Source organism: Cupriavidus sp. KB_39, from assembly GCF_052114485.1.
Classification (GTDB): Bacteria; Pseudomonadota; Gammaproteobacteria; order Burkholderiales; family Burkholderiaceae; genus Cupriavidus.
Window position 1 is genome coordinate 1 of sequence record NZ_JBFREV010000008.1, and the last position, 21,346, is coordinate 21,346.

General features: G+C 67.3%; 18 protein-coding genes. 8 read left to right on the forward strand and 10 right to left on the reverse strand.

Annotated elements, in window-relative coordinates:
• Positions 1 to 431: UDP binding domain-containing protein (locus AB4Z27_RS08290; protein ID WP_441644222.1), on the forward strand; the 431-nt coding region annotated here is incomplete at its 5' end.
• Positions 432 to 603: 172 nt separating this feature from the next.
• Complete coding sequence (locus AB4Z27_RS08295; RefSeq protein WP_441592944.1) at positions 604 to 1,164, forward strand: Fur family transcriptional regulator; 561 nt, start codon at positions 604 to 606, stop codon at positions 1,162 to 1,164.
• Between the two features lie 21 nt (positions 1,165 to 1,185).
• Here the strand turns inward: AB4Z27_RS08295 and AB4Z27_RS08300 are convergent, their stop codons facing one another.
• The 5 genes from AB4Z27_RS08300 to AB4Z27_RS08320 form a co-directional block, all read right to left on the reverse strand.
• Entirely contained in the window at positions 1,186 to 1,689 is a 504-nt protein-coding gene (locus tag AB4Z27_RS08300; RefSeq protein ID WP_441644223.1) for a helix-turn-helix transcriptional regulator, read from the reverse strand.
• A 280-nt stretch (positions 1,690 to 1,969) separates the two neighbouring features.
• Positions 1,970 to 4,303, reverse strand: a complete 2,334-nt coding sequence (locus AB4Z27_RS08305; RefSeq protein WP_441644224.1) for a TonB-dependent siderophore receptor — start codon at positions 4,301 to 4,303, stop codon at positions 1,970 to 1,972.
• A gap of 52 nt (positions 4,304 to 4,355) precedes the next feature.
• Positions 4,356 to 6,596 (reverse strand): TonB-dependent receptor, encoded by a 2,241-nt coding sequence (locus tag AB4Z27_RS08310; protein WP_441644225.1) that lies wholly within the window; start codon positions 6,594 to 6,596, stop codon positions 4,356 to 4,358.
• Between the two features lie 100 nt (positions 6,597 to 6,696).
• Positions 6,697 to 7,683 (reverse strand): FecR domain-containing protein, encoded by a 987-nt coding sequence (locus AB4Z27_RS08315; protein ID WP_441644226.1) that lies wholly within the window; start codon positions 7,681 to 7,683, stop codon positions 6,697 to 6,699.
• Positions 7,676 to 8,188 carry a sigma-70 family RNA polymerase sigma factor gene (locus AB4Z27_RS08320; protein ID WP_092297402.1) on the reverse strand — a complete coding sequence of 171 codons (513 nt, stop codon included), beginning with the start codon at positions 8,186 to 8,188 and terminating at the stop codon, positions 7,676 to 7,678. The genes AB4Z27_RS08315 and AB4Z27_RS08320 overlap by 8 nt, the downstream gene beginning before the upstream one ends.
• Positions 8,189 to 8,381: 193 nt before the next feature.
• Here AB4Z27_RS08320 and AB4Z27_RS08325 point away from each other — a divergent pair, with 193 nt between their 5' ends.
• The 5 genes from AB4Z27_RS08325 to AB4Z27_RS08345 all read left to right on the forward strand — a co-directional run bounded on the left by AB4Z27_RS08325 (position 8,382) and on the right by AB4Z27_RS08345 (position 14,840).
• Positions 8,382 to 9,122, forward strand: coding sequence for a response regulator (locus tag AB4Z27_RS08325; RefSeq protein ID WP_441644227.1), 741 nt, complete (start codon positions 8,382 to 8,384; stop codon positions 9,120 to 9,122).
• Positions 9,119 to 10,522: an ATP-binding protein gene (locus AB4Z27_RS08330; RefSeq protein ID WP_441644228.1), complete on the forward strand. Its 1,404-nt coding sequence runs from the start codon at positions 9,119 to 9,121 to the stop codon at positions 10,520 to 10,522. The genes AB4Z27_RS08325 and AB4Z27_RS08330 overlap by 4 nt, the downstream gene beginning before the upstream one ends.
• Positions 10,523 to 10,742: 220 nt before the next feature.
• Positions 10,743 to 13,016, forward strand: coding sequence for a TonB-dependent receptor (locus tag AB4Z27_RS08335; protein WP_441644229.1), 2,274 nt, complete (start codon positions 10,743 to 10,745; stop codon positions 13,014 to 13,016).
• A gap of 58 nt (positions 13,017 to 13,074) precedes the next feature.
• On the forward strand, positions 13,075 to 13,761 hold the full coding sequence (locus AB4Z27_RS08340; protein ID WP_092297391.1) for a Fe2+-dependent dioxygenase: 687 nt from the start codon (positions 13,075 to 13,077) through the stop codon (positions 13,759 to 13,761).
• A gap of 5 nt (positions 13,762 to 13,766) precedes the next feature.
• Entirely contained in the window at positions 13,767 to 14,840 is a 1,074-nt protein-coding gene (locus AB4Z27_RS08345) for an alpha-hydroxy acid oxidase (RefSeq protein WP_092297388.1), read from the forward strand.
• Here AB4Z27_RS08345 and AB4Z27_RS08350 read toward each other — a convergent pair.
• The 5 genes from AB4Z27_RS08350 to AB4Z27_RS08370 form a co-directional block, all read right to left on the reverse strand.
• Positions 14,837 to 15,583, reverse strand: a complete 747-nt coding sequence (locus tag AB4Z27_RS08350) for an aspartate/glutamate racemase family protein (protein ID WP_441592949.1) — start codon at positions 15,581 to 15,583, stop codon at positions 14,837 to 14,839. The genes AB4Z27_RS08345 and AB4Z27_RS08350 overlap by 4 nt on opposite strands.
• A gap of 11 nt (positions 15,584 to 15,594) precedes the next feature.
• Positions 15,595 to 17,013: a dihydropyrimidinase gene (hydA, locus tag AB4Z27_RS08355; protein WP_092297468.1), complete on the reverse strand. Its 1,419-nt coding sequence runs from the start codon at positions 17,011 to 17,013 to the stop codon at positions 15,595 to 15,597.
• A gap of 27 nt (positions 17,014 to 17,040) precedes the next feature.
• Positions 17,041 to 17,769, reverse strand: a complete 729-nt coding sequence (locus tag AB4Z27_RS08360; protein WP_441644230.1) for a maleate cis-trans isomerase family protein — start codon at positions 17,767 to 17,769, stop codon at positions 17,041 to 17,043.
• Positions 17,770 to 17,832: 63 nt separating this feature from the next.
• Positions 17,833 to 19,026 (reverse strand): serine hydrolase domain-containing protein, encoded by a 1,194-nt coding sequence (locus AB4Z27_RS08365; protein WP_092297382.1) that lies wholly within the window; start codon positions 19,024 to 19,026, stop codon positions 17,833 to 17,835.
• A 26-nt stretch (positions 19,027 to 19,052) separates the two neighbouring features.
• A complete protein-coding gene (locus AB4Z27_RS08370) occupies positions 19,053 to 20,354 on the reverse strand; it encodes an MFS transporter (protein WP_092297379.1) in 1,302 nt (433 codons plus the stop codon).
• 193 nt (positions 20,355 to 20,547) lie between these two features.
• Here AB4Z27_RS08370 and AB4Z27_RS08375 point away from each other — a divergent pair, with 193 nt between their 5' ends.
• Positions 20,548 to 21,267, forward strand: coding sequence for a GntR family transcriptional regulator (locus tag AB4Z27_RS08375; protein WP_092297376.1), 720 nt, complete (start codon positions 20,548 to 20,550; stop codon positions 21,265 to 21,267).
• The last annotated feature ends 79 nt before the right edge of the window (positions 21,268 to 21,346 follow it).

The following is a 21,346-nucleotide window of genomic DNA, read 5'->3' on the forward strand; positions in this document are numbered from 1 at the left end:
GGGAAGACCTGACGGGCAAGACCTTCGCAATCTGGGGCCTCGCCTTCAAGCCGAATACCGATGACATGCGGGAAGCGCCGTCGCGGGTGCTGGCGCGCGAGCTGGTGTCGCGCGGCGCCGCGCTGCGCGTGCACGACCCGGTGGCGATGGCCGAAGCGCGCCGTGTGATCGAGACGGATCTTGCGGACATCCCCGGCGGCTTCGCCCGGGTGCATTTCTGCGATGCCCAGATGGACGCCCTGCAGGGCGCCGACGCGCTGGTGATCGCCACCGAGTGGAAGGTCTTCCGCAGCCCGGACTTCCGCGCCATCCGCGCCAGCCTGAAGGCGCCGGTCATCGTCGACGGCCGGAATCTGTACGACCCGGAAGCCATGACGGCCGCCGGCATCGAGTACCACGCCATCGGGCGCGGTACGATAAATGCCGCTTAAGTCACAGATCGTCCGGGCTATTTGTCCCGTACCGYCGGATTTCGGCCTCCAGCCACGGGACATTTGTGCCTGAAGGCCCCGCGGCCGCCCCGAGCGTGCGGCGGTTCTTATTAGCATTCTCGATCTGGTCGCGTTCCCACGCGGCCGCCCTGACATGCCACGTAGCCCGAGGATGAAAGTTTCTGCCGCGCGAAGAACCGAACTCCAGCACGAGGTGACGCCGTCCACCCCGACCGAGGACGGTCGCGCCCTCCCTGTCACCTGCTCGCGGGAAGATGCGGCGTGGATCCACGAGACACTGCGGCGCGCCGGCCTGCCTGCGACGATCTCCCGCCGGCTGGTCCTGCTGTTGCTGCGCAAGCATCCCGTCCGGCATATGAGCCCGGAGCAGCTCTGCGCCGCGATGACGCGGCTGCCGGATGCCACCGGCATCTCGACCTTCCGGCGCGCCATCCATGAACTGGCCCACCTGAACCTGCTGGCCCGGATCTTCGTGCCCAGCTCGGGCAGCGGCATCAACTTCTACGAACTGCCCGACCATTCCGCGCACGCCCACTTCTATTGCACCGAATGCCGGCGGATCGAGGAAATCCACGACGACCCGCTGATCTCGCTGCAAAACCGGCGCCTGCTGCGCCACGGGCTGACGCCCAACGCGCTGGTCCAGACCGCCTGGGTCGGCCTTTGCGCGGCGTGCCAGGCTGATGGCGCCATCGATATCAGCGCCCGCTAAGGTAGTTGGCTGGCGGCTGGCTCAGTCCACCGTGACTGGCGCCATCAAGTCTTCCAGGAAGTAAGCCGCCAGCTGATGGCGCCCTTCCAGCTTGGCCTTCGCATAGATGTTCGCGGCATGCTGGCGCACCGTCTTGGCGCCGCTCTCCCGCAGCCCCGCAATCGCTTCCAGCGACAGCCCCTTCACCAGCAGCAGCGCCACCTCCTTCTCGGCTGGCGTCAGCCGCCATGCCTCGAACTGGGCCTGCATCTGCTTCAGGAAGTCCCGGGTCGACTGGCGCGCCGTGGCATCGCGCTCCTGCGCCGCGCGCTCCCCGGCCAGCCGCGAGGTCTTCAGCTCGGCCAACTCCCGCGCGGCCCGGCGACGCTCGCGCCAGACGACGGTGAGGATCCACAGGAACACGACGGTAGCTGCCGTCTCGGCCAAGAGGTGGTAGTTGACGCCGACCGCGCCATGCAGTTGCCAGATGTCCCAGATCTGATAGGCGGGAAACACAGCAAGCAGGAACAGAAACTTCGGCGGCATGGAGGGCAGATGTCGGGCTCGCGGCATGGCGCCGGAGCCGGGGTGGGAACGGGTGAATTGAAATGTAACTGTTTCTCGTTTTGAAGAAAAGACGAGACGAACCCCATCCGCGAAGCGGGCCTCCAAGTGGATGAAAAGGCGCACGCCGGCGTCCTGGCAGGCTTCCAAGCCGCACTGAATCACCGAGGACACTGACAGTACCTCCGACACGCGCAACCGGGCCCGGGCGGCAACGCCCCGGCCCGGTTTGCCGCTTACGTCGCTGTCGTCGCTAGCGTCCTCAGAAGTCCATCGAGACCGACACCTGCACGGTCCGTGGGTCTGCGATAGCCAGGCCACCGTAGGCATCCACCGCCGCCCAGCCGCGCGTGTTCAGCACATTGCGGACATTGAGCCGCAGCACCACCGGCTTGCGCTGCGCCGTGGTCCGATAGCGCAGGCCGAGGTCGAGGCGGGTCCAGTGCGGAATGCGCTGGGTGTTTTCCGCATCCACATACTGGTGGCCCGTGTAGGCCACCGCGCCGGTCAGCGTCAGCCCCGGCAGCATGCCGGTATCCCATTCCGCCCCGAAATTGGCCTGTAGCGGCGCCACGCCGATCGGCGCCTTGCCTTGCGTGCCGGGCGCGGTGCTGCCCGTGACCGTGGCRTCCAGCACCATGGCGCTGGCCAGCAGGCGCAGCCCCGTCACCGGGGTGCCGTACAGGGCGAACTCCAGCCCCCGGTTGCGCTGCGCCCCATCGGCCGTGAACACCGCCCCCGTTATCTGGCCGCCCGGTTTGGTGATCTGGAACGCGCTGATCGTGCCGATGATCTGCCGCCCCTCGACCTTGACCCCCACCTCGTACTGGCGCGACTTGTAGGGCGCGAAGACCTCGCCGGCGTTGCTGGCGCTGTTGGGCGCAGTGTCGCCCCGGCTCAGCCCTTCGATCCGGTTCGCGTACAGCGACACATGATCCGCCGGCTTCACCACCAGCCCCACCATCGGCGTCAGCGCGGTCTGGTCATAGCTGGACGCCGTGCCGCCGGTCGGCAGGAAGTTTTCCGACCGCACGCGCTGGTGGCGCAGGCCGAGCGTCAGCTGCGCGCGCTCATCCCACAKGGACAGCGTATCGGCCAGCGCCACACCCGAGAGCCAGTTCTCCGAGACCTTCGGCACGTTCGCCGGGGCGTCGATGGCYTGGGCCGGCAGCGGCACCGGGTTGTACATGTTCGTCTGCGAGATCGTGGCGCTGCTCACCAGATTGCGGTCGAGCTGATCCCGGTAGGCATTCACCACCACGCTGACCCGGTGGCGCACCGGGCCGGTATCGAAGCGGGCGCGCAGCCCGGTCTCCGCGCTGGATCGGGCCACGTTGAAGCGATAGTTCGAGTCCGACGCCAGCACGTCGCCGGCTGCGTTGACGATGGTCGGCGTGATGGCGAACAGCCGGGCCACGCGGGTCCGTCCGCCCCCCGCGCCGGCGAACCACGTGACGTGGTCGGCCACGTCATATTCCACCCGGGCCAGCAGCGACTGGTCGTGGATACGCGAGTTTTCCCACGATTGCGTGATGTTGCGCCGGCCATTGGGCGCCTCGGGCACCTCGATGCCCGGCACGATATGCAGCAGCCGCGACGGCGCGCGGATCTTCTCGTACTGGTCGATGACATCGAGCGTCGCGCGCAGGCGCTGGCCGCGATAGTCCAGCGCCAGTGCGCCGGCGCCGGCATTGCGCGACTGGTTGTCCAGCCCCGTCTCGCCCGCCCGGTAGTTGCCGTTCACCCGCACGCCGAAGGCGCCGCCCGGGCCGAAGCGCCGGCCCAGATCGAGATTGCCGCCCAGCTGCGCGGCCGTGGCGTAGTCCAGCGTCACGCGGGTCAGGTCGGCGTCCGTGGCCCGTTTGGGAACGATGTTGAGACTGCCCCCGACGCTGCCACCCGGCGCCATGCCCGTCAGCAGGCCGGTGGGCCCCTTGATCAGTTCGATGCGTTCGATATAGCCGGTGGAGACGCGGTAGTTGGACGCCACGCCATACATGCCGTCCAGCGCCACCTCGCCGAAGTTGCCGCTGTTCACGGGGAAGCCGCGGATCGTGAAGGCGTCAAGGATGCCACCGGGCTGGCTGGCGAAGCGCACGGAGGCGTCGTTCGCCACCATGTCGCCCACGGTTTGCGCCTGCTGGTCGCGGATGGCAGTGTCGGTGTAGCTGAGGACCTGCACCGGCGCGTCCATCACATCCGTATCGCCCAGCATGCCGAGGCGCGCCGTCCGCGCAATCTGGTCGCCGGCAAACCCGGGCGCCGGCTGCCCCGGGTGCAGCGCCGCGTCCGTCACGGTCACGGTCGGCAGCGTCGGCACGCGTCGCACGGCAAATCCGCCGCCGGGCAGCGCCACGGCCTGCAGGCCGCTGCCTTCGAGCAGCGCACGCASGCCATCGGGAATCGTGTAGGTGCCGTGCAGGCCCGGGCTCGTCAAATCGCCGAGCAGGGCCGTGTCGTAGGAAAGATCGATGCCGGTCTCGCGCGCGAACCGCAGCAGCGTGGCGTGCAGCGGGCCCGGCGCGATGGAGAAGGTTCCGGCCTGGCCAGCCAGCCCGACCACCTGCGCCACCTCGGCATACGCCGACAGTGACATCGCGGAGGAGACGGCCAGGCCGAGGGCGGTCAGCGACCACCCCGGCGATGCGTCAGAAGTCCACGGAAACCGAAGCCAGGAAGGTACGCGGCGCACCGAGGGAAATGGTTCCATAAGATGCAACACCGGACCAGTAGTTGCGATTGAAGGCGTTGAACAGGCCGGCCCGGAAGGTCGTGTGCTTGCCATACACCGAGGTGCGGTAGCGCGCCCCGAAGTCCACCGTGGTCCAGGACGGCACGCGCTGCGTATTGGCCTGGTTGACGTACTCGCCGCCGGTGTAGTTGACCGCGCTGGTCAGCGTCAGGCCGGGCACCCAGGGCAGGTCCCATTCCGCGCCGACATTGGCCATCACGGTRGGCACGCCCACCGGACGGTTGCCGAGCGTGGCGGCGCTGTTGGTGCGGGTCAGCTCGGCATCGAGCCASGTCACGCCGCCCAGCAGGCGCACGTGCTTGACCACCTCGCCGGACAGGGTCAGCTCCAGGCCCTGGTTGCGCTGCTCGCTGTCGACGTTGTAGATCGTGCCGGTGAGCTGGCCGCTGGGCTTGTTCATGCGGAACGCGGCCAGCGTGGCCATCATCTTGCCGGTGTCGACCTTGACACCCACCTCCTTCTGCTTGGTCTTGTAGGGCGAGAACACCTGCCCGGCGTTGGCAGCCGTGGCCGGGGCGACGTCGCCCTTGCTCAGCCCTTCCACGTAGTTCGCGTAGAAGGACACCTGCTGCCACGGACGGAACACGATGCCGGCCAGCGGGGTGACCGCGCTCTCGTCGTAGTCAGCGGTCTTCACGCCGCTGGCGTTGTAGTTGCCCGACTTCACCTGCTGGTAGCGCAGGCCGAGGGTCAGGGAGACGCGGTCATCGAGCGCGCTCAGCGTGTCAGCCAGCGCCACGCCGGAGAGCGTGGAGTCCGATACCTTCGGCACCCGTTGCGGCGTGGCGATGTGCTGCTCGGGGCGGTCGACCGGCGCGTAGATATTGGACAGCACCGGCGTGCCGGCCACGTTGGCGTTGGCAATCCGGTCCATATAGAGGTTGGCCTGCAGCGCCAGCGCGTGGCGGACCGGGCCGGTCTCGAACTTGGTGCGCACGCCGGTATCGAAGGTCGACCGGTTGACCTGGAACTTCCAGTTCTGCGGCACGGCCGAGGTCGCGCCGCTGCTGTTCAGGATGGTCGGCGTCTGGTCGGACAGGCGCGCCACGTCGGAACGGGTGCCGCCGGCGTCGGCAAAGATCGTCACGTTGTCGGTCACGTCGTACTCGGCGTGCAGCAACGTGGAGATGTCGTTGGACTTCCACCATCCCCAGGGCTGCGTCACGTTGCGGCGGCCGTCCGGGGCGTCGGGCACCTGAATGCCGGCGGCGACCAGGAAMGGACGCGTCGGCGCGTCGATCCACTGGTACTGCTCGATCACGTCGAGCGAGGCGCGCAGGCGGTCGCTCTTGTAGTCGAGCGAGAGCGCGGCCACCTCGGCACGGGACTTCTGGTTGTCCAGCGCGGTCGGGCCCTGGCGGTGCAGGCCGTTGAAGCGGATGCCCCACTGCTTCWCTTCGCCAAAGCGGCGGCTCAGGTCCACCGCGCCGCCCACCTGGGCGTCGGAGGCGTAATCGAGCGTGAAGCGCGTCAGGTCGGTGGCCAGCGGGCGCTTGGGCACGATGTTCACCACGCCGCCCACACCGCTGTTCGGCGACATGCCATACAGCAGCGCGCCGGGGCCCTTCAGCACTTCCACGCGTTCGATGTATTCGGTGAACAGGTGGTAGTTCGGCGACACGCCATAGACGCCATCGAACGCAATCTCGGACAGATTGCCCTCGTTGATCGGGAATCCGCGAATGAAGAACGAGTCCGTGACGCCACCAGTCTGCCCGGTGAAGCGGACCGAGGGGTCGCTGTTCAGCACGTCAGCCAGCGTCACGGCCTGTTGATCCTCGATGCGCTGGGACGTGTAGTTGGTGGTGGCGAACGGCGTGTCCAGCACGTCCTTGTTGCCCAGCATGCCCATGCGCCCGCCGCGCGCCACCTGRCCGCCCGCGTAGGCCGGCGGCAGGTCGCCCTCGGTGCTGGCGGAGACCGTGACGGCCGGCAGCGTCGGCGCGTCCGGGGCGGCGGYCGGYGCGGTGGTCGGAGCGGTTGTTGGAGCGGCGGCCGGCGATTGAGCCTGCGCGGCCCCGGCGATCAGGCCAAGACACAGGACGGCGCCGTGCACGGCCAGTGTCAGCGGCGTGAGCTGCGGCGCGCTGCCAAGGCGGGGGGTACGGGCGATAGTGGCAAGACGGTTGACGAGCATGATTCCCTGTTCCGGTATGAATGGAGTTCCTGAAGAACAGGCCGGACGAGAATCCAGATCCCCTCAACATTTCTTGATTTTTTTAGCGAGACGGCCACGGCTAGCCGCCACTGCCATCTTGCGGCCCCACCACGACCCAGAAGCGGGTGCGATAGGACACCCTGACCGGCAAGGTCTGGGACAGGAAGGCCAGCGCCCTATCGGTATCGTCGACGTGATAGGCGCCGGACACCCGCAGGTTGGCCACCCGTGGATCGCAGACGAGGCGCCCGGTCCGGTAGCGCGCGAGTTCGGCGAGCACATCGGCAAGGCGCATGTCGTTGCCGGCGATCACTCCTTCCGCCCACCCATCGGCCGCGAACGGCTGGGCCGGGGCCAGCGCGACGCTGTCCTCGGCCAGCCACCACGTGGTGCCCGGCCGGGCGATGTCGCCGGCCCCGCCGCCACCCGGATGCAGCGCCACGGCGCCCTCCTGCACGCTGACGCGGGAGCGGTCGCCGTCGAGCCGGACCATGAACCGCGTGCCCAGCGCACGCATGCTGCCGGATGGCGTGCGGACCCAGAATGGGCGGTCGTCGTGCCCCGTCGTGACGAGGATTTCGCCCCGGCGCAGCGTGATCACGCGGCGGTCCGCCTCCAGCGCGATGCCGACGGCGGTATCCGTGTTCAAGACCAGCGTGGTGCCGTCCGCCAGCCGCAGCGTTCGTTGCTCACCCGTGGCGGTACTCGCGTCCGCCACCCAGCGCTGCCAGGGCGCCAGCTCGCGCACGCCGGACGCGRCAACGACGCTCACGCCTGCCAGCGCCATCACGCGGAGTACCTGGCGGCGCTTGCGGGCGCGCGCGGCCCGGAGGGCATCGGCGGACTGGAGGGTATCGAGGGCCAGCCGGGACGGCACGCCGGAAAACTCCGCCCGCATCGACTGGATGCGCCGCCATGCCGCGCCGTGGAGCGGGTCCGCCTGCAGCCATTGCTCGAACGCCCGCTGCGCGGCGGGGTCGGGCTCGCCAAAGTTGAGCTTGACCGCCCAGTCGATCGCGCGATCGACGATAGGCAGGGGAATGGATGGCGCGTCGGCCTCAGACATCGAAACGCATGGCGTAGCACTGCCGCAGCGCCGCCGCGACGTAGCGCTCGGCGGTGGCCAGCGAGACGCCCATGCGCTCCCCGATCTGCCGGCAAGTCAGCCCTTCGAGCTGCGCCCACAGGAACGCGGTGCGCACCTTGGGCTTCAGCGAATCGAGCATGCGGTCGATGGCGATCAGGGCTTCGAGGAACTGGAGCCGGCTTTCCGGGGATGGCGCGTGGGCCTCCGGCAGTTGGGCGAGGGTCTCGAGCCAGGCGGTCTCGAGTTCCCGGCGCCGCCACAGGTCGATCACCAGACCGTTGGCGATGGCGCTCAGGTAGGTGCGCGGCTCCTGCACCTCGCAGGGCTGCCGGCACAGCAGGCGCACGAARACGTCCTGCGCGAGGTCGGCCGCATCGCAGGCATTGCCAAGCTTGCGACCGAGCCATCCCTGCAGCCACCGGTGGTGGCCCTGGTAGAGCGCGTCGACGTGTTCCTGGATTGCGGGTTCAGCGGCGGCAGCCATGCGCCCTCTGGAGTGAAATGCCTGGCGCAGCCAAACACAAATGAGAATTGTTCCAATCTTAAAAGATGGGCAAGCCCCCGGCAAGCGCGCCGCCGCCGCTTCGCGCACAAACAACGCTTTGGCGTGGGCGATTCCGGGAACGCAAGCGGCTTTGCGGTAAAATAGAATGATTCTTATTTAKTACTGCCCTGCCATGGATGTACGCCCCAGCATCCTCCTGGTCGAYGACCACAAGAACATACGTGACCCATTAGCCACCTATATGCGCCGCTTCGACTTTGAAGTCGAGGCAGTGGAGGATGGCCGGGCCATGCGCGAACGGCTGGAGGCGCGCAGTTTCAGTCTCATCGTGCTCGATGTGATGCTGCCCGGCGAGAACGGCCTGTCGCTGTGCCGTTATGTGTCCGAACATCTGCGCACCCCGGTGATCCTGCTAACCGCCGTGACCGATCAGGCGGATCGCATCGCCGGGCTGGAAATTGGCGCGGACGACTACGTGGTCAAGCCCTTCGACCCCCGCGAACTGGTGGCCCGGATCCGCAGCGTGCTGCGCCGTAACCAGGCCCCCGTACTGCCCGCCGATGCCTGGCGCGCGCCGGCGCCTTCCGAAGTCCGCTTCCTCTTCAGCGGGTGGAYTCTCGAYACCCGCGCCCGCGARYTGCGCAATCCCTCCGACGAGGAAGTGCCGCTCAGCACCGCCGAATATCACCTGCTGCGCRCCCTGCTGGAGCACCCCAACCGCGTGCTGAGCCGCAGCCAGATCCTGGACCTGACCCAGCGYACCGACACKGTGGCSTTCGATCGCAGCATCGACAGCCAGATCAGCCGGCTGCGCAAGAAGCTGGAATGCGACCCCCGGCGCCCGGCCATGCTGAAAACCGTGCGCGGCGACGGCTACCTGCTCGCCACCCGGGTCACGGTCGAAAAATCATGAAGTGGTTGCCGCGCAGCCTGTCCGGGCAACTCGTGGCGTTGTGGTTGCTGGCGATGCTGGCCGCCCATGTCATCGCCGTGCTGGTGCTGTCCTGGTGGCGTGCCGACAACGAGACCATCCACCCCTTGTACGTCCGCTCGATCGAGACGCGGATCCAGTCCGCCTACCGCGCGGTGGGCCGTTCGGCCGATCCGGACATGCTGCTGGAGGACATCAGCCTGCCGGATTCCACGTTCCGGCTGGCCACCGCGCCGCGCCGCGATCATGCCGATCCCGCCGATATCGCCGAGCCGAGCGACCAGGAACGCGCGCTGGCGCAGCGGCTGCGCACCCTGCTCAAGCTGCCGGCCGATGGGTCGGTCAAGGTCCAGCTGCGGCAGGTGGAATCCGCCCAGCGCGTGGCCGGCAACAGCAACTGGCTGGAGCGGGAATTCCGCGGCACGCACGCGTGGGCGCTCGATGTCGATATCAAACTCGCCGATGGGCAATGGCTGGAGAGCCGGCACTGGCCCACCATGCTGCCCGCCCACTGGAGCCGGGTGCTGACCTTCTCGCTGCTGGTGGGCATGTTGCCCACGGCGCTCATTGCGCTGCTGTTCGGGCGGCGCATCATGCGGCCGCTCCGGCTGCTCACGGAAGCCTCCCGGCGCGTCAGCCGGGGCGAACAGGTGGTGCTGCCCCGGCCGGACGGGCTGAGCGGCGTGCGCGAGATCACCCAGGCATTCAACGACATGCAGGAGAACCTGGTGCGCTTCGTCAACGGGCGCACGCAGATGATTGCCGCCATCGGCCATGACCTGCGGACGCCGCTGACCTCGCTGCGCATCCGGGTAGAGCTGATCGACGATGCCGAACTGCGCGAGGCCATGATCCAGACGCTCGAGGAAATGAGCGTAATGGTGGAGGAAACGTTGCAGTTTGCCCGCGACGATGCCCTGCAGGAGGCCACGCAGGACGTGCCGATCGGGGAACTGGTTGGCGACGTGGTGGACAGCCACCGCATCCAGGGCCGCGACGTCGCCTGGAGCGCGCACGTGGATACGGCGGCGTTCTACCGCTGCCGCCCCGTGCATCTGAAGCGCGCGCTGAACAACCTGATCGACAACGCCGCGCGCTACGGCGCCGTGTGCGTCACGGTCCTGGCGGACACGCTGGGCCAGACCTTGCGGATCGAGGTCGACGACAGCGGCCCCGGCATCTCGCCGGAACATCTGGGCCGGGTCTTCGAGCCGTTTGCCCGGCTGGACTCCGCACGCAGCATGGACACGGGTGGCATGGGGGGCGGACTGGGCCTCGGGCTGGCCATCGCCCGCTCCTGCATTCGCGCACATGGCGGAGACGTCACATTGCAAAATCGCCGGGAAGGCGGCCTGCGTGCGGTGATCGAACTGCCGAACTAGGCGCCGGCCCGCCGCCGTCGCTTTTCACAGCGCTGCAACATTTCGCCACAATCGAACAAACTCGGACAACATTAAATGCTAATCATTCTCATTTTGACGTGATGACTAGTGCCCGCCTTATCGGCGGCGATRTGCATTCCACCTTCTGACGGGGAAGGTCTCTGGTCCAGTTTGGGCACGGCAGAACGTCAAGTCCGTTGTCAATCAAGCTGGAGTCACAGTGCAACAAAAAGCAATATCGGGCGCGATCCGCCTGCTGGTCTCGGGCGCCTCCGCAGGCCTGGTCATGACCGCCACCACCCTGCCGCTGGCCGTCCACGCCCAGACGGCAGGCAAGGAAGACGCGCCCGCCGGCACGGCCAAGCCCAGCAACGTCCTGCCCCCGGTCACCGTGGTCGGCCAGTCCTCGCGCAACACCAACGAGGCGACGCTGGGCATCTCCCGCCTGCAGGACACGGTCAAGGAAACGCCGAAGACCATCAACGTGGTGCCGCAGGAGATCATCGAGCAGCAGCACGCCACGTCGCTGGAGCAGATCCTGAAGAACGTGCCGGGCATCACCATCTCCACCGGGGAAGGCAACGGCGGCCAGAACGGCGACCAGTTCCGCATTCGCGGCCTGTCGGCCAAGGGCGATATCTACGTCGATGGCCTGCGCGACTTCGGCGCCTACAAGCGCGACGCGTTCAATACCGAGAGCGTGGAAGTCATCAAGGGCCCGTCCGGCGAGAGCTTCGGCGTGGGCAACATCGGTGGCCTGATCAACCAGACCACCAAGAAAGCCAACCTGAACACCAGCACCAGCATCGACCAGGGCTTCGCCACGGACGCGACCTATCGCACCACGCTGGACAGCAACTTCCGCCTGAACGATACGACGGCGCTGCGCGTGAACGGCGTGTTCCAGAACGGCCGCGTGGCCGATCGCGATCACGTGGACGACGACCGTCGCGGCGTGGCCATCGACTTCGGCACGGGTCTGGGCACCAGCAYCGAATGGCACCTTAACTACTCCTACCTGCACCGCAGCGGCGCGCCGGACTACGGCGTGCCCGTCGCGGCCGGTGCCGACGGCATCYATCGCCCGCTGACGCAGTACGGCGTGCCGGGCATCTCGTCCTCCACCTCGTACATCCGSAACACCGACCGCGACACCACCGACGCGCACATCGTCTCGTCGAACTTCTTCACGCGCCTCGACAACGGCATCACCATCAGCAACGACACGCGCTTCAGCTTCTACGAGCGCGACTTCTCGTCGACCGCCCCGGCCGCCCTGTCCTACGCCAACCTCCAGTCCCTGATGGCAGGCCGCAACGTGGCCCTGTCCTACGGTGCCGGCGGCGGCTCGAGCTACCTGCAGCGCGGCTGGGGCGTCCAGAACGTGCTGAGCGCCAAGGGCGAGTTCCATACCGGCAGCTTCCGCCACAAGGCGATGGTCGGCCTGGACACCATGTACCAGCGCGATCACCGCGACCAGGGCACGTGGACCGGCCGCATGAACAACCAGACGGTGGTGAACCCGGTCTTCTACAACAGCCCGAACGCCACGGTGGCCTACAACAGCACGCGCGATGCCAACGCCATCGACGTYGGCGTGTTCATGAACGATCGCGTCTGGCTGACCGAACAGATCTCGGTGCTCGGCAGCCTGCGCTGGGATTACTTCCGCAGCGAGTACGCCACGAGCGCCTCGTCGCTGGGCGGCGCCGCCGACTCGAAGAAGCTGAGCCCGGCCATCAGCGCGATCTGGGAGCCGACCAAGGACTACATGTTCTACACGTCGTTCTCGCGCACGTATCGCCCGGTCGGCACGGACATCGCCGTGGCGGTAGGCGGCGTGGCCTCGGAAGTGCCGCARAACGGCGTCAACAGCGAGCCGGAACGCGCGGACACCATCGAAGTGGGCGCCAAGCTCGACTTCCTGGACAAGCGCCTGGGCGTGACCGGTGCCCTCTTCCAGACGAAGAAGACCAACGCCTACACGGTGGACCCGACCACCGGCGACATCACCAACGGCTTCTCCGATACAGGCGAAGGCCGCCGCATCCGTGGCCTGGAACTGGGCCTGAGCGGGCGCATCGTCGGCGGCTGGACGGCCAACGTGGCCTACGCCTACCTGAACGGCGAGGTCACGTCGGCCTCCACCGCTTCCACGGTGGGCAACGTGGCGCCGGGCGTGGCGCGTCACAACGTTACGCTGTGGACCGCGTACGACATCCCCCACTCGATCCTGCCGGTGCCGGGTCAACTGACCATCGGCGGCGGCCTGCAGTACGCCACCGGCTACTGGGCGGATTCGGCGAATACCACGAAGATGCCGGACAACTTCTCGCTGGATGCCATGATCGGCTACAAGCAGGGCAAGTACCGCATCTCCCTGAACGGCTACAATCTCACGAACCACCTGAACTACCAGTCGTCGTTTGGTGCCGTGCGTGCCGTGCCGACCTCGCGCCGCACGTTCCTGCTGAACGTCGGCATGACGTTCTAAGCTGAAGTACCGGGCCGGCCGGACAGCCGGCCCTCACCGTTTCATCGTCTCAAACGCCATGCTTGTCCAGATTCCCGATGTGCTGACCCCTGCCGAGATCCAGTATTGCCGAGGCCGCCTCGAGCAATCGCAATGGATCGACGGGCGCGTGTCGGCCGGTGACCTCGCCGCCAGGGCCAAGCGCAACCTGCAGATTCCCGTCGAGAGCGCCGAGGCGCAGGAACTCGGCGAACTCGTTCTCAATGCCCTGGGCCGCAGCGAGCGCTATCACTCCGCCGCGCTGCCGCTGCGAGTGCTGCCGCCGATGTTCAATCGCTACGAAAGCGACATGACCTTCGGCAACCACGTCGACAACGCCATCCGCACCGTGCCCGGCACGGGCGGCATGCGGATTCGCGCCGATGTGTCCAGCACGCTGTTCCTGTCCGATCCGGACGAATACGATGGCGGCGAACTGGTGATCCAGGATCTCTACGGCTCCCACTCGGTGAAGCTGCCGGCGGGGCATCTGGTGGTCTATCCGGCGTCCTCGCTGCATGCCGTGACGCCCGTCACGCGCGGCGCGCGCTGGGCGTCGTTCTTCTGGGCYCAGTCGCTGGTCAAGGACGAGGGCCAGCGCAGCATGCTCTACGAACTGGACCTGGCGATCATCGAGATCCGCAAGGAACTGGGCGATGACAAGCCCGCCGTGCTGTCCCTCGTCAACCACTATCACAACCTGCTCAGGCGCTGGTCCGAGCTGTGAGCGCGATGCAGATTCCSCCGGACACCGTGTCGCTGGGCGACTATGAGCGCCACTTCCACGCACGGGTGGAGCCGTCGATCCGGGCCTACATCGCCGGGGCGGCGGCGGATGGCATCACGCAGCGCGAGAACGGCGCCGCATTCCAGCGCCTGCGGCTGATGCCACGGGCGCTTGTCGAACTGTCGGGAGCGTCCGCGCAGCAGACCCTGTTCGGGGAGACGCTGGCCTATCCGATCCTGATGGCCCCCACCGCGTATCACAAGCTGGTGCACCCGGACGGCGAACTGGCCACGGTGCAGGCGGCCTCGCTGACGCGCACGTGGATGACGGTCAGCACGCAGGCCAGCGTGACGCTGGAGGAGGTAGCGCGTGCCGCGACGGTGCCGCTCTGGTTCCAGCTCTATTTCCAGACCCGGCCGCAGGACACGCAGGCGCTGGTGCGCCGGGCCGAACAGGCCGGCTACAAGGCGATCGTYCTGACCATCGACGCCGCTGTCAGCGGCATCCGCAATATCGAGCAGCGTGCGGGATTCCGCCTGCCGGACGATGTCCGGCCGGTGAACCTGGACGCCTTTCCGCCGAATCCGCCCGCCCGGGCCACGCACGGCAGCCCGGTCTTCCAGGGCATGCTGGACCACGCGCCCACCTGGGCCGATGTCGAGGCGCTGTGCCGGCAGACGGCGTTGCCGGTGYTGGTCAAGGGGCTGCTCAATCCGGCCGATGTCGGSCCGGCGTTGGACGCCGGCGTCTCGGGCATCATCGTCTCCAACCATGGGGGCCGGACGCTGGACACCGTTCCCGCGACCATCGACTGCCTGCCCGCCGTCGCCACGGCGGTGGCCGGCCGCGTGCCGGTGCTGCTCGACGGCGGCGTGCGGCGTGGGACGGATATCGTCAAGGCCATCGCACTCGGGGCTTCGGCCGTCCTGGTCGGACAGCCCGTACTGCATGCGCTGGCCGTGGGCGGCATGCCCGGCGTGGCCCATATGCTGACGTTGCTACAAGCCGAACTGGAAGTGGCCATGGCGCTGGCGGGTTGCCCCACGCTCGCAGCCATCGGCCCTTCCAGCGTGCTCTAACGGCCCTCTGCCAGCAGCCGCGCCAGCGCCGGTGGCAAGCCCGTGTTGGGCTTCTGCGGGGGCCGCGCGAAGCTGCCCTCCCGCGCGCTGCCGGCCTGCAGGGCCACCAGCGACTCGCAGTGCCGCACGGCGCTGCTCACGCCATCCACCACGGGCACCGGAATCTTCCCCTTGAGCGAGCGCGCCAGCCCGGCCAGCGGCGCACCGGCCACGATGATCACATCGGCGCCGTCCTCGCGCACCGCTTGCAGGCTCATCGCCTCCAGCCGTTCCGCATGGTCCTCCTGCACGCTGCCGATATCGCGCAGCGGCGACTGCAAGGAGCGGATGCTGGCCAGGCGCGACGTCAGGCCATTGGCGGCCACGCACTCCCGATACCACGCTTCAATGCGATGCGAAATCGCGATGATCGAGAAGCGCTGCCCCAGCAGGCAGGCGCTGGCCAGCGCGGCTTCGGTCATGCCGACGACCGGCACATCGAACAGCTCCTTCAGGCCGGCCAGACCGGGATCGCCGAAGGCGGCGACCACCAGCCCGTCGAACTGGCCGGCATGCTCGGCCGCCGCGCACGCGGTGGCATAGCCGCCCACCAGCGCCTCGAAGCGGGTTTCGATATAGGCCACGCCAAACGCCGCCGTGGCCATCGTGATGCGGGTGTCCGGCGCGGCGGTACGCTGCGCCTCCGCGTGGATCAGGTCGGTCACCGACGCGCTGATATTGGGATTGACGATCAACAGGTTCATGGTTTGCGCCATCAGATCTCGGGTTGGCCCGCTTCGAGGAACCGGCCACGGCCGGCCGTCGGTTCCAGGTATTCGCCATTGCGCACGATCATCTCGCCCCGCGAGAACGTGGTCATCGGCCAGCCGGTCACCTCGATGCCCTCGTACGGCGTGTAGTCCACGGCGTGGTGCAGGTTGCTGTTGGCGATGCGCACCTGGCGCGCCGGGTCCCACAGCACGATGTCGGCATCGGCGCCAATCGCGATGGTGCCCTTGCGCGGATAGAGCCCGTACAGCTTGGCTGGCCGGTACGCCGTCAGTTCGACGAACTGGTGCAGGGACAGCTTGCCGCGCGCCACGCCATCGAACAGCAGCGGCAGGCGGGTCTCAATGCCTGGCACGCCGTTGGGGATGTGGTCGAACGGTTGCGCCGTCCCGCCGAGCTTCTTGCCCTCGGGATCGTCGTAGTTGAACGGGGCGTGGTCGGACGAGAACACGCTGAACACGCCGTTGGCCAGCGCGCGCCACACGGCGGCCTGGTTCTCCGGGTCGCGCGGCGGCGGGCTGCACACGCACTTGGCGCCTTCGTAGCCGTCGTCGCCGGGCAGGCCCATGTCTTCGGCGGTCAGGTACAGGTATTGCGGGCAGGTCTCGGCGAGGATCTTCATGCCACGGCCCTGCGCCCAGCGGATCTGCTCGATGGCTTCCTTGCCGGACACGTGCACGATCAGGATCGGCACATCGACCAGTTCCGCGAACGAGATCGCGCGATGCGTGGCTTCCCGCTCCACCACGGCGGGGCGCGCCAGCCCGTGGAAGCGCGGCGCGATGCGGCCTTCTCCCACCAGCTTGTCGGTCAGCCACGAGATGCAATCGGCATTCTCGGCATGCACCATCACCAGCGCCTTGTTCTGGCGGGCCACGTCCAGCACTTCCAGCATTTCGCGGTCCGACAGCTTCAGGTCGTCGTAGGTCATGTAGACCTTGAACGAGCTGTAGCCCTGGCGGATCAGCGCCGGCAGCTCGTCCTGCAGCACGGCGGGCGTCGGGTCCGCCACGATCAGGTGGAAGGCGTAGTCGATCACCGCGCGGCCCTCGGCGCGGCGATGGTAGTCGGCCACCGCCGCACGCAGCGAATGGCCCTTCTCCTGCGCGGCGAACGGGATCACCGTGGTGGTGCCGCCGCACACCGCCGCGCGCGTGCCGGTGAAGAAATCGTCGGCCATGCGCATGCCTTCCGGCATGGGCTGGTCCAGGTGGCAATGGCCGTCGACGCCGCCGGGCAAGGCCAGCAGGCCCGTGGCGTCGACTTCCGTTGCGGCGGCGGGCAGGTCGTGCCCGAGCGCCACGATGCGGCCGTGGCGCACGCCGATGTCACAGCGGAAGCGGTCCGAAGCGGTGACCACGTCGGCATTGCGGATCACGAGGTCAAGAATGTTGTCTGCAGGCATGGTCATCCCTCCGTTACGCGTCCTTCATTACTCGACTTCGCGGAACAGCCGGCCCCAGCCCTTGAGGGCGCGGGTGTCCACGCCGGCCAGGCGCAGCGACTTCCACACGACCGTGGAGATCGTGTCGTAGAGCGGGATGCCCGTCTCGGCTTCCAGTTCCTCCGCCAGATGGGCGGCGTGCAGGTTGGTGCAGAACGTGGAGATGGCCTGCACGTTCTCCTTCGCCAGCGCGCGCACCATCGTGCGGATGGTGTCTTCCTCGACCTCGGCGAAGCTGTAGTTCACGTGGAGGTCCAGGTGGCGCTCCGCCGAGCAGTCGATGCCGCTGCGCTGGTAGTTGGCGATGATGCGCTGCTGCACGTCATCGAGATAGGGCGTGGCCAGGCCGAAGCGACGCGCGCCGGTCTTCTCGAGGATCTCGTTCAGGGCCAGGACCGAAGTGGTGGCGGGAATGCCGGTAGCTTCGGTGATCTGCTTGCACAGCGCCTGGTCACGGTCGAAGCCGAGCCAGCCGGACGACGTGCCGTTCCACGCAATCACGTCGACACGGGCATCGGCCAGCAGGCGGGCCGCCGCGAGGATCTTCTCCAGGTCGAACTGACCCAGCGCCTGGTCACGCAACGAAATCTCGGTGACMGTGAAGCGCGAGAAATGCGCGCTGACGTTGGGCAAGCCGCTGACCATCGCGCTGGTAATAGGCTCCAGCGCGGTGTTGGAAGACGGCGTCAGCAYGCCAAGGCGAATCTGTTTGCTCATGGTTGGTTCTCAGGAGTTTGCGGGCACCGTCTGGGAGCGGCGCCTCTGCGGGTTGTATTGGTTTTATTGTTCGGGCTTGTCGTTGAAGGCGAGCTGCGTGCCGGGCACGCCCTGGCTGGTACGCGCCAGCTCCAGTTCCCGCTTCAACGCGGCTTGTCGCGCGGCGTCCGGCTTGACGGTGTTGCCGGCCTGCAGCGCGGGAAGCACGTAGTCGTTAACCATCTGGCGATAGAGGTCCAGGTACTTCGCATCGCGCAGGCCGCCCTGCGTCGACATGATGCTGTTCATGACGATCACCGCGTTCTGCTTGGGCAGCACCGTGATGAACTGGCCCTTGTAGCCCATCGCGCTGAACTCGCGCTCGCTCTTGACGATGTTGTTGACCCAGCAGTAGTAGCCRTAGTCCCCGGCGGGGCCGGACGGCGTGGTCATCTGGGCCACCCACGAKGCGGGCACGATCTGCTGGCCGTTCCAGCGGCCCTGGTTCAGCATCAGCATGCCGAGCCGGGCCATGTCGAGCGAGCGCAGGCGCAGCCCCCAGCCACCGGACACCGCGCCTTTGCCGTCGGCACCGTCCCAGCGGTAGTGCGACATCCCCAGCGGCTTGAACAGGCGCTGCGCGGCGTACTGCTGCTCCGGCATGCCCGTGACCTGGCTGATCGTGGCGCCGACCAGCACCGGGTTGACGTCGATGTAGTCGAACTCCGTGCCGGGCCTGGCGCGCACACTGGCCGAGGCGGCCACCTTGAGGCGGTCCGGCACGCCGTAGTACAGCGTGTCGGTGCCCTCCACCAGCTTGTACGACAGCCCGCTCGACATCGACATCAGGTGCCGGAGCTGGATCTGCTGCTTGTCCGCCAGTGACGGGGCMAGGTCGGGGCGCGCGGCGGCCAGCCTGGGGCCCGGCGCGTCGCTCGCGCTGAGCTTGCCGTCGCCGACCAGCGTGCCCACCAGCAGCGCGCTGATGAACTTGGTGACGGAGTAAAGCTCGTGGTTGTAGTCCCGCGAGAGGCCGTCGCCGTAGCGCTCGAACACAATCTTGCCGTCCTTGATGACGAGCAGGCTGCGCACGTCGAGCTTGTCGCGCCGGATCCATTCGGACAAGGCGACGAGCCGCGTGGAATCCACGCCSACCGACTCGGGCTGTGCCGTGGGAATGCCTTCGACGGTGGCAGTGGCGGTGCCGGCCATGGCCGGCTGGGCCAGCAAGGCGCCAGCGGCCAGCAGCGCCGCCACGACAGGGTGGAATCGTTGCATGATGGTCTCCTCCAGACCGATGCCCGTCAGACCGGGATCTTCTTTTCGTAGTCGATAGCCGTGGACGACAGCAGCAGGCCCACGCCGGCGGCGGCAAAGAACATCAGCGCCAGGAAGTACGAGCCGGTGAACTGCACGATCATGCCGACGATGATCGGCACGCAGATGCCGCCGATATTGCCACCGAGGTTCATCACGCCGCCCAGGAAGCCGATCTTGTCACGGGTACCCAGGATCGACGGGATGCACCAGAACAGGCCGCACCAGCGCAGGAAGAACAGCGTGGAGGACAGCAGGGCCACGACCACGGTGGCGTTGGTGACATAGGCCACGGAGAARATCGACACGGTGGCGACCACGGCGGCGATGCCGAACAGCGTACGCATCACCACGTTGGGGCGGCCGCCGGCCTCCTTCCACTTGTCCGCGATCCAGCCGCCGATCAGTTCGCCGACGAAGCCGCTGAAGAAAATGATGAAGCTGGCACCGCCCATCGCCTTGATGTCGAACCCGTGCACCTTGTTCAGGTAGTTGGGCATCCACGTCAGCAGGCCGTAGAACACGGTGTTGAAGCACATCCAGCCGATGGCCATGCACCAGACCGAGCGGTACTTGAAGAAATCGAGCGAGCGGCCCGACAGGTTGGCCGGCTCGGCGCGATGCTCGCTGGCCTGGGCTTCCTCGATATAGCGGGCCTCGAGTTCGTTGACGCCCGGGTGCTGGCGCGGGGAATTGCGGATGTACCACCAGGCCACGGCGCCGGCGATGACGGTGCCCACGCCGGCGACGACGAAGGCCAGGCGCCAGGAGTCGAGCGCGGCAATCAGCCAGGTAATGATGATGGCGCCCAGTGCCGCGCCAAGCGGCGCGCCGCCGTCAAGCAGCGTGGCGCCACGGCCGCGTTCGTTCTGCGTCATCCAGATGGCGTTGAGCTTGCCGCCGGCCGGATAGATCGGCGCCTCGGCGGCACCGAGGCCCAGGCGGGTCAGCAGCAACGTCGTGGCGCTGGTGCACACGGCGGCCATGGCCTGGAACGCGCCCCAGAACACGGTGGCGCAGGCAATCACGATGCGCGGCTTGTACTTGTCCGCCAGCATGCCGCCCGGCACCTGCATCAGGGCGTAAGTCCAGAAGAACGAACTGAGGATCAGGCCCTGCATGGTGGGGCTGAGGTCAAACTCCTTCGCGATCAGCGGCATGGCCACGGACAACGACGCGCGGTCGATGTAGTTGATCGCGATCAGGAACAGCATCATCAGGAAGATCTTCCAGCGGACGGTGCTGCGCGGGGCCGGCATGGTGGCGGCGGCCTGGCTCGTGGATGGCATGACGGGGGTCTCCTTGCTCCTTGGTGCTGCGTTGTCGAGGCGTTTCTAATCCGGGTGTCGCGCAACTGTGACGGAGTATAGGATACGTAATCTGTAATTACAACGCGTCTAAGTCATTGATTTATATGCATAGGGTAAGCACCAATTCCGGGTGTGATACGCTTCGCTTCAGTGCAATTTCCCCATTCTGGTGATGTCCGTGACACAAGCGCTGCCCAAAACTGCCCGACTCCGCACACTTGGCATGTCCGCCGAAATCGCGGCGCGGCTGCGCACGATGATTCAGGAGGGCGAGCTGCCGCCCGGGGTCCGCATGGACGAGAAAGCGTTCTGCGAAGCGTTCGACGTGTCGAAGACGCCCCTGCGTGAGGCGCTGAAGGTGCTGGTGTCCGAAGGGCTGGTGCTGCATCGCCAATACATCGGCTATCGCGTGGCGCCGCTGGACCTCGAGGAACTGCGCGAAACCTTTGAAACCCTGCACGGGCTGGAAGCCCACGCCGGGGGACTGGTGGCGCGGCGCATGAGCGATGCGGCGCTGGCGAAGATCGAGCGCAAGCACCAGTCCATGATCGACGCGCATGCGGCCGGCCGGCGCACGGATTACTTCCGCATCAACCAGGAAATCCACCAACTGATCGTCGATAGCGCGGACAACGCCGTGCTGTCCGGCATCTACGCCACGCTGATGAGCAAGGTGCATCGCGCCCGGGGCGCGGCCAACACCGAAATGCTGCGCTGGCAGGAATCGCACGAGGAACACGAGGCCATCATGGCCGCCCTGCGCGAAGCGGGCCGCCCACGCCTGCCGCAGATCCTGCGCGAGCATTCCGAAAATACCGCGAAGGAAGTCCTGCGGGTACTCGAGCAGACCCTGGCCGAACCTGCCGCGCGGGTGGCCGGCGCCTCGCGCTAGCGCCTCGACGATCCAGTGCTACTACGGCAACGGCCGCACGGTGATTGCCACGGTGATTGCCACGGTAAGCACGCGCTGG

What these genes read in the sequence shown, in the direction of transcription:
- AB4Z27_RS08295 (WP_441592944.1), top strand. Translation starts at nt 604, where the DNA reads ATGAAAGTTTCTGCCGCGCGAAGAACCGAACTCCAGCACGAGGTGACG.
- AB4Z27_RS08300 (WP_441644223.1), bottom strand. Translation starts at nt 1,689, where the DNA reads ATGCCGCCGAAGTTTCTGTTCCTGCTTGCTGTGTTTCCCGCCTATCAG.
- AB4Z27_RS08330 (WP_441644228.1), top strand. Translation starts at nt 9,119, where the DNA reads ATGAAGTGGTTGCCGCGCAGCCTGTCCGGGCAACTCGTGGCGTTGTGG.
- AB4Z27_RS08350 (WP_441592949.1), bottom strand. Translation starts at nt 15,583, where the DNA reads ATGAACCTGTTGATCGTCAATCCCAATATCAGCGCGTCGGTGACCGAC.
- hydA (WP_092297468.1), bottom strand. Translation starts at nt 17,013, where the DNA reads ATGCCTGCAGACAACATTCTTGACCTCGTGATCCGCAATGCCGACGTG.
- AB4Z27_RS08375 (WP_092297376.1), top strand. Translation starts at nt 20,548, where the DNA reads ATGTCCGTGACACAAGCGCTGCCCAAAACTGCCCGACTCCGCACACTT.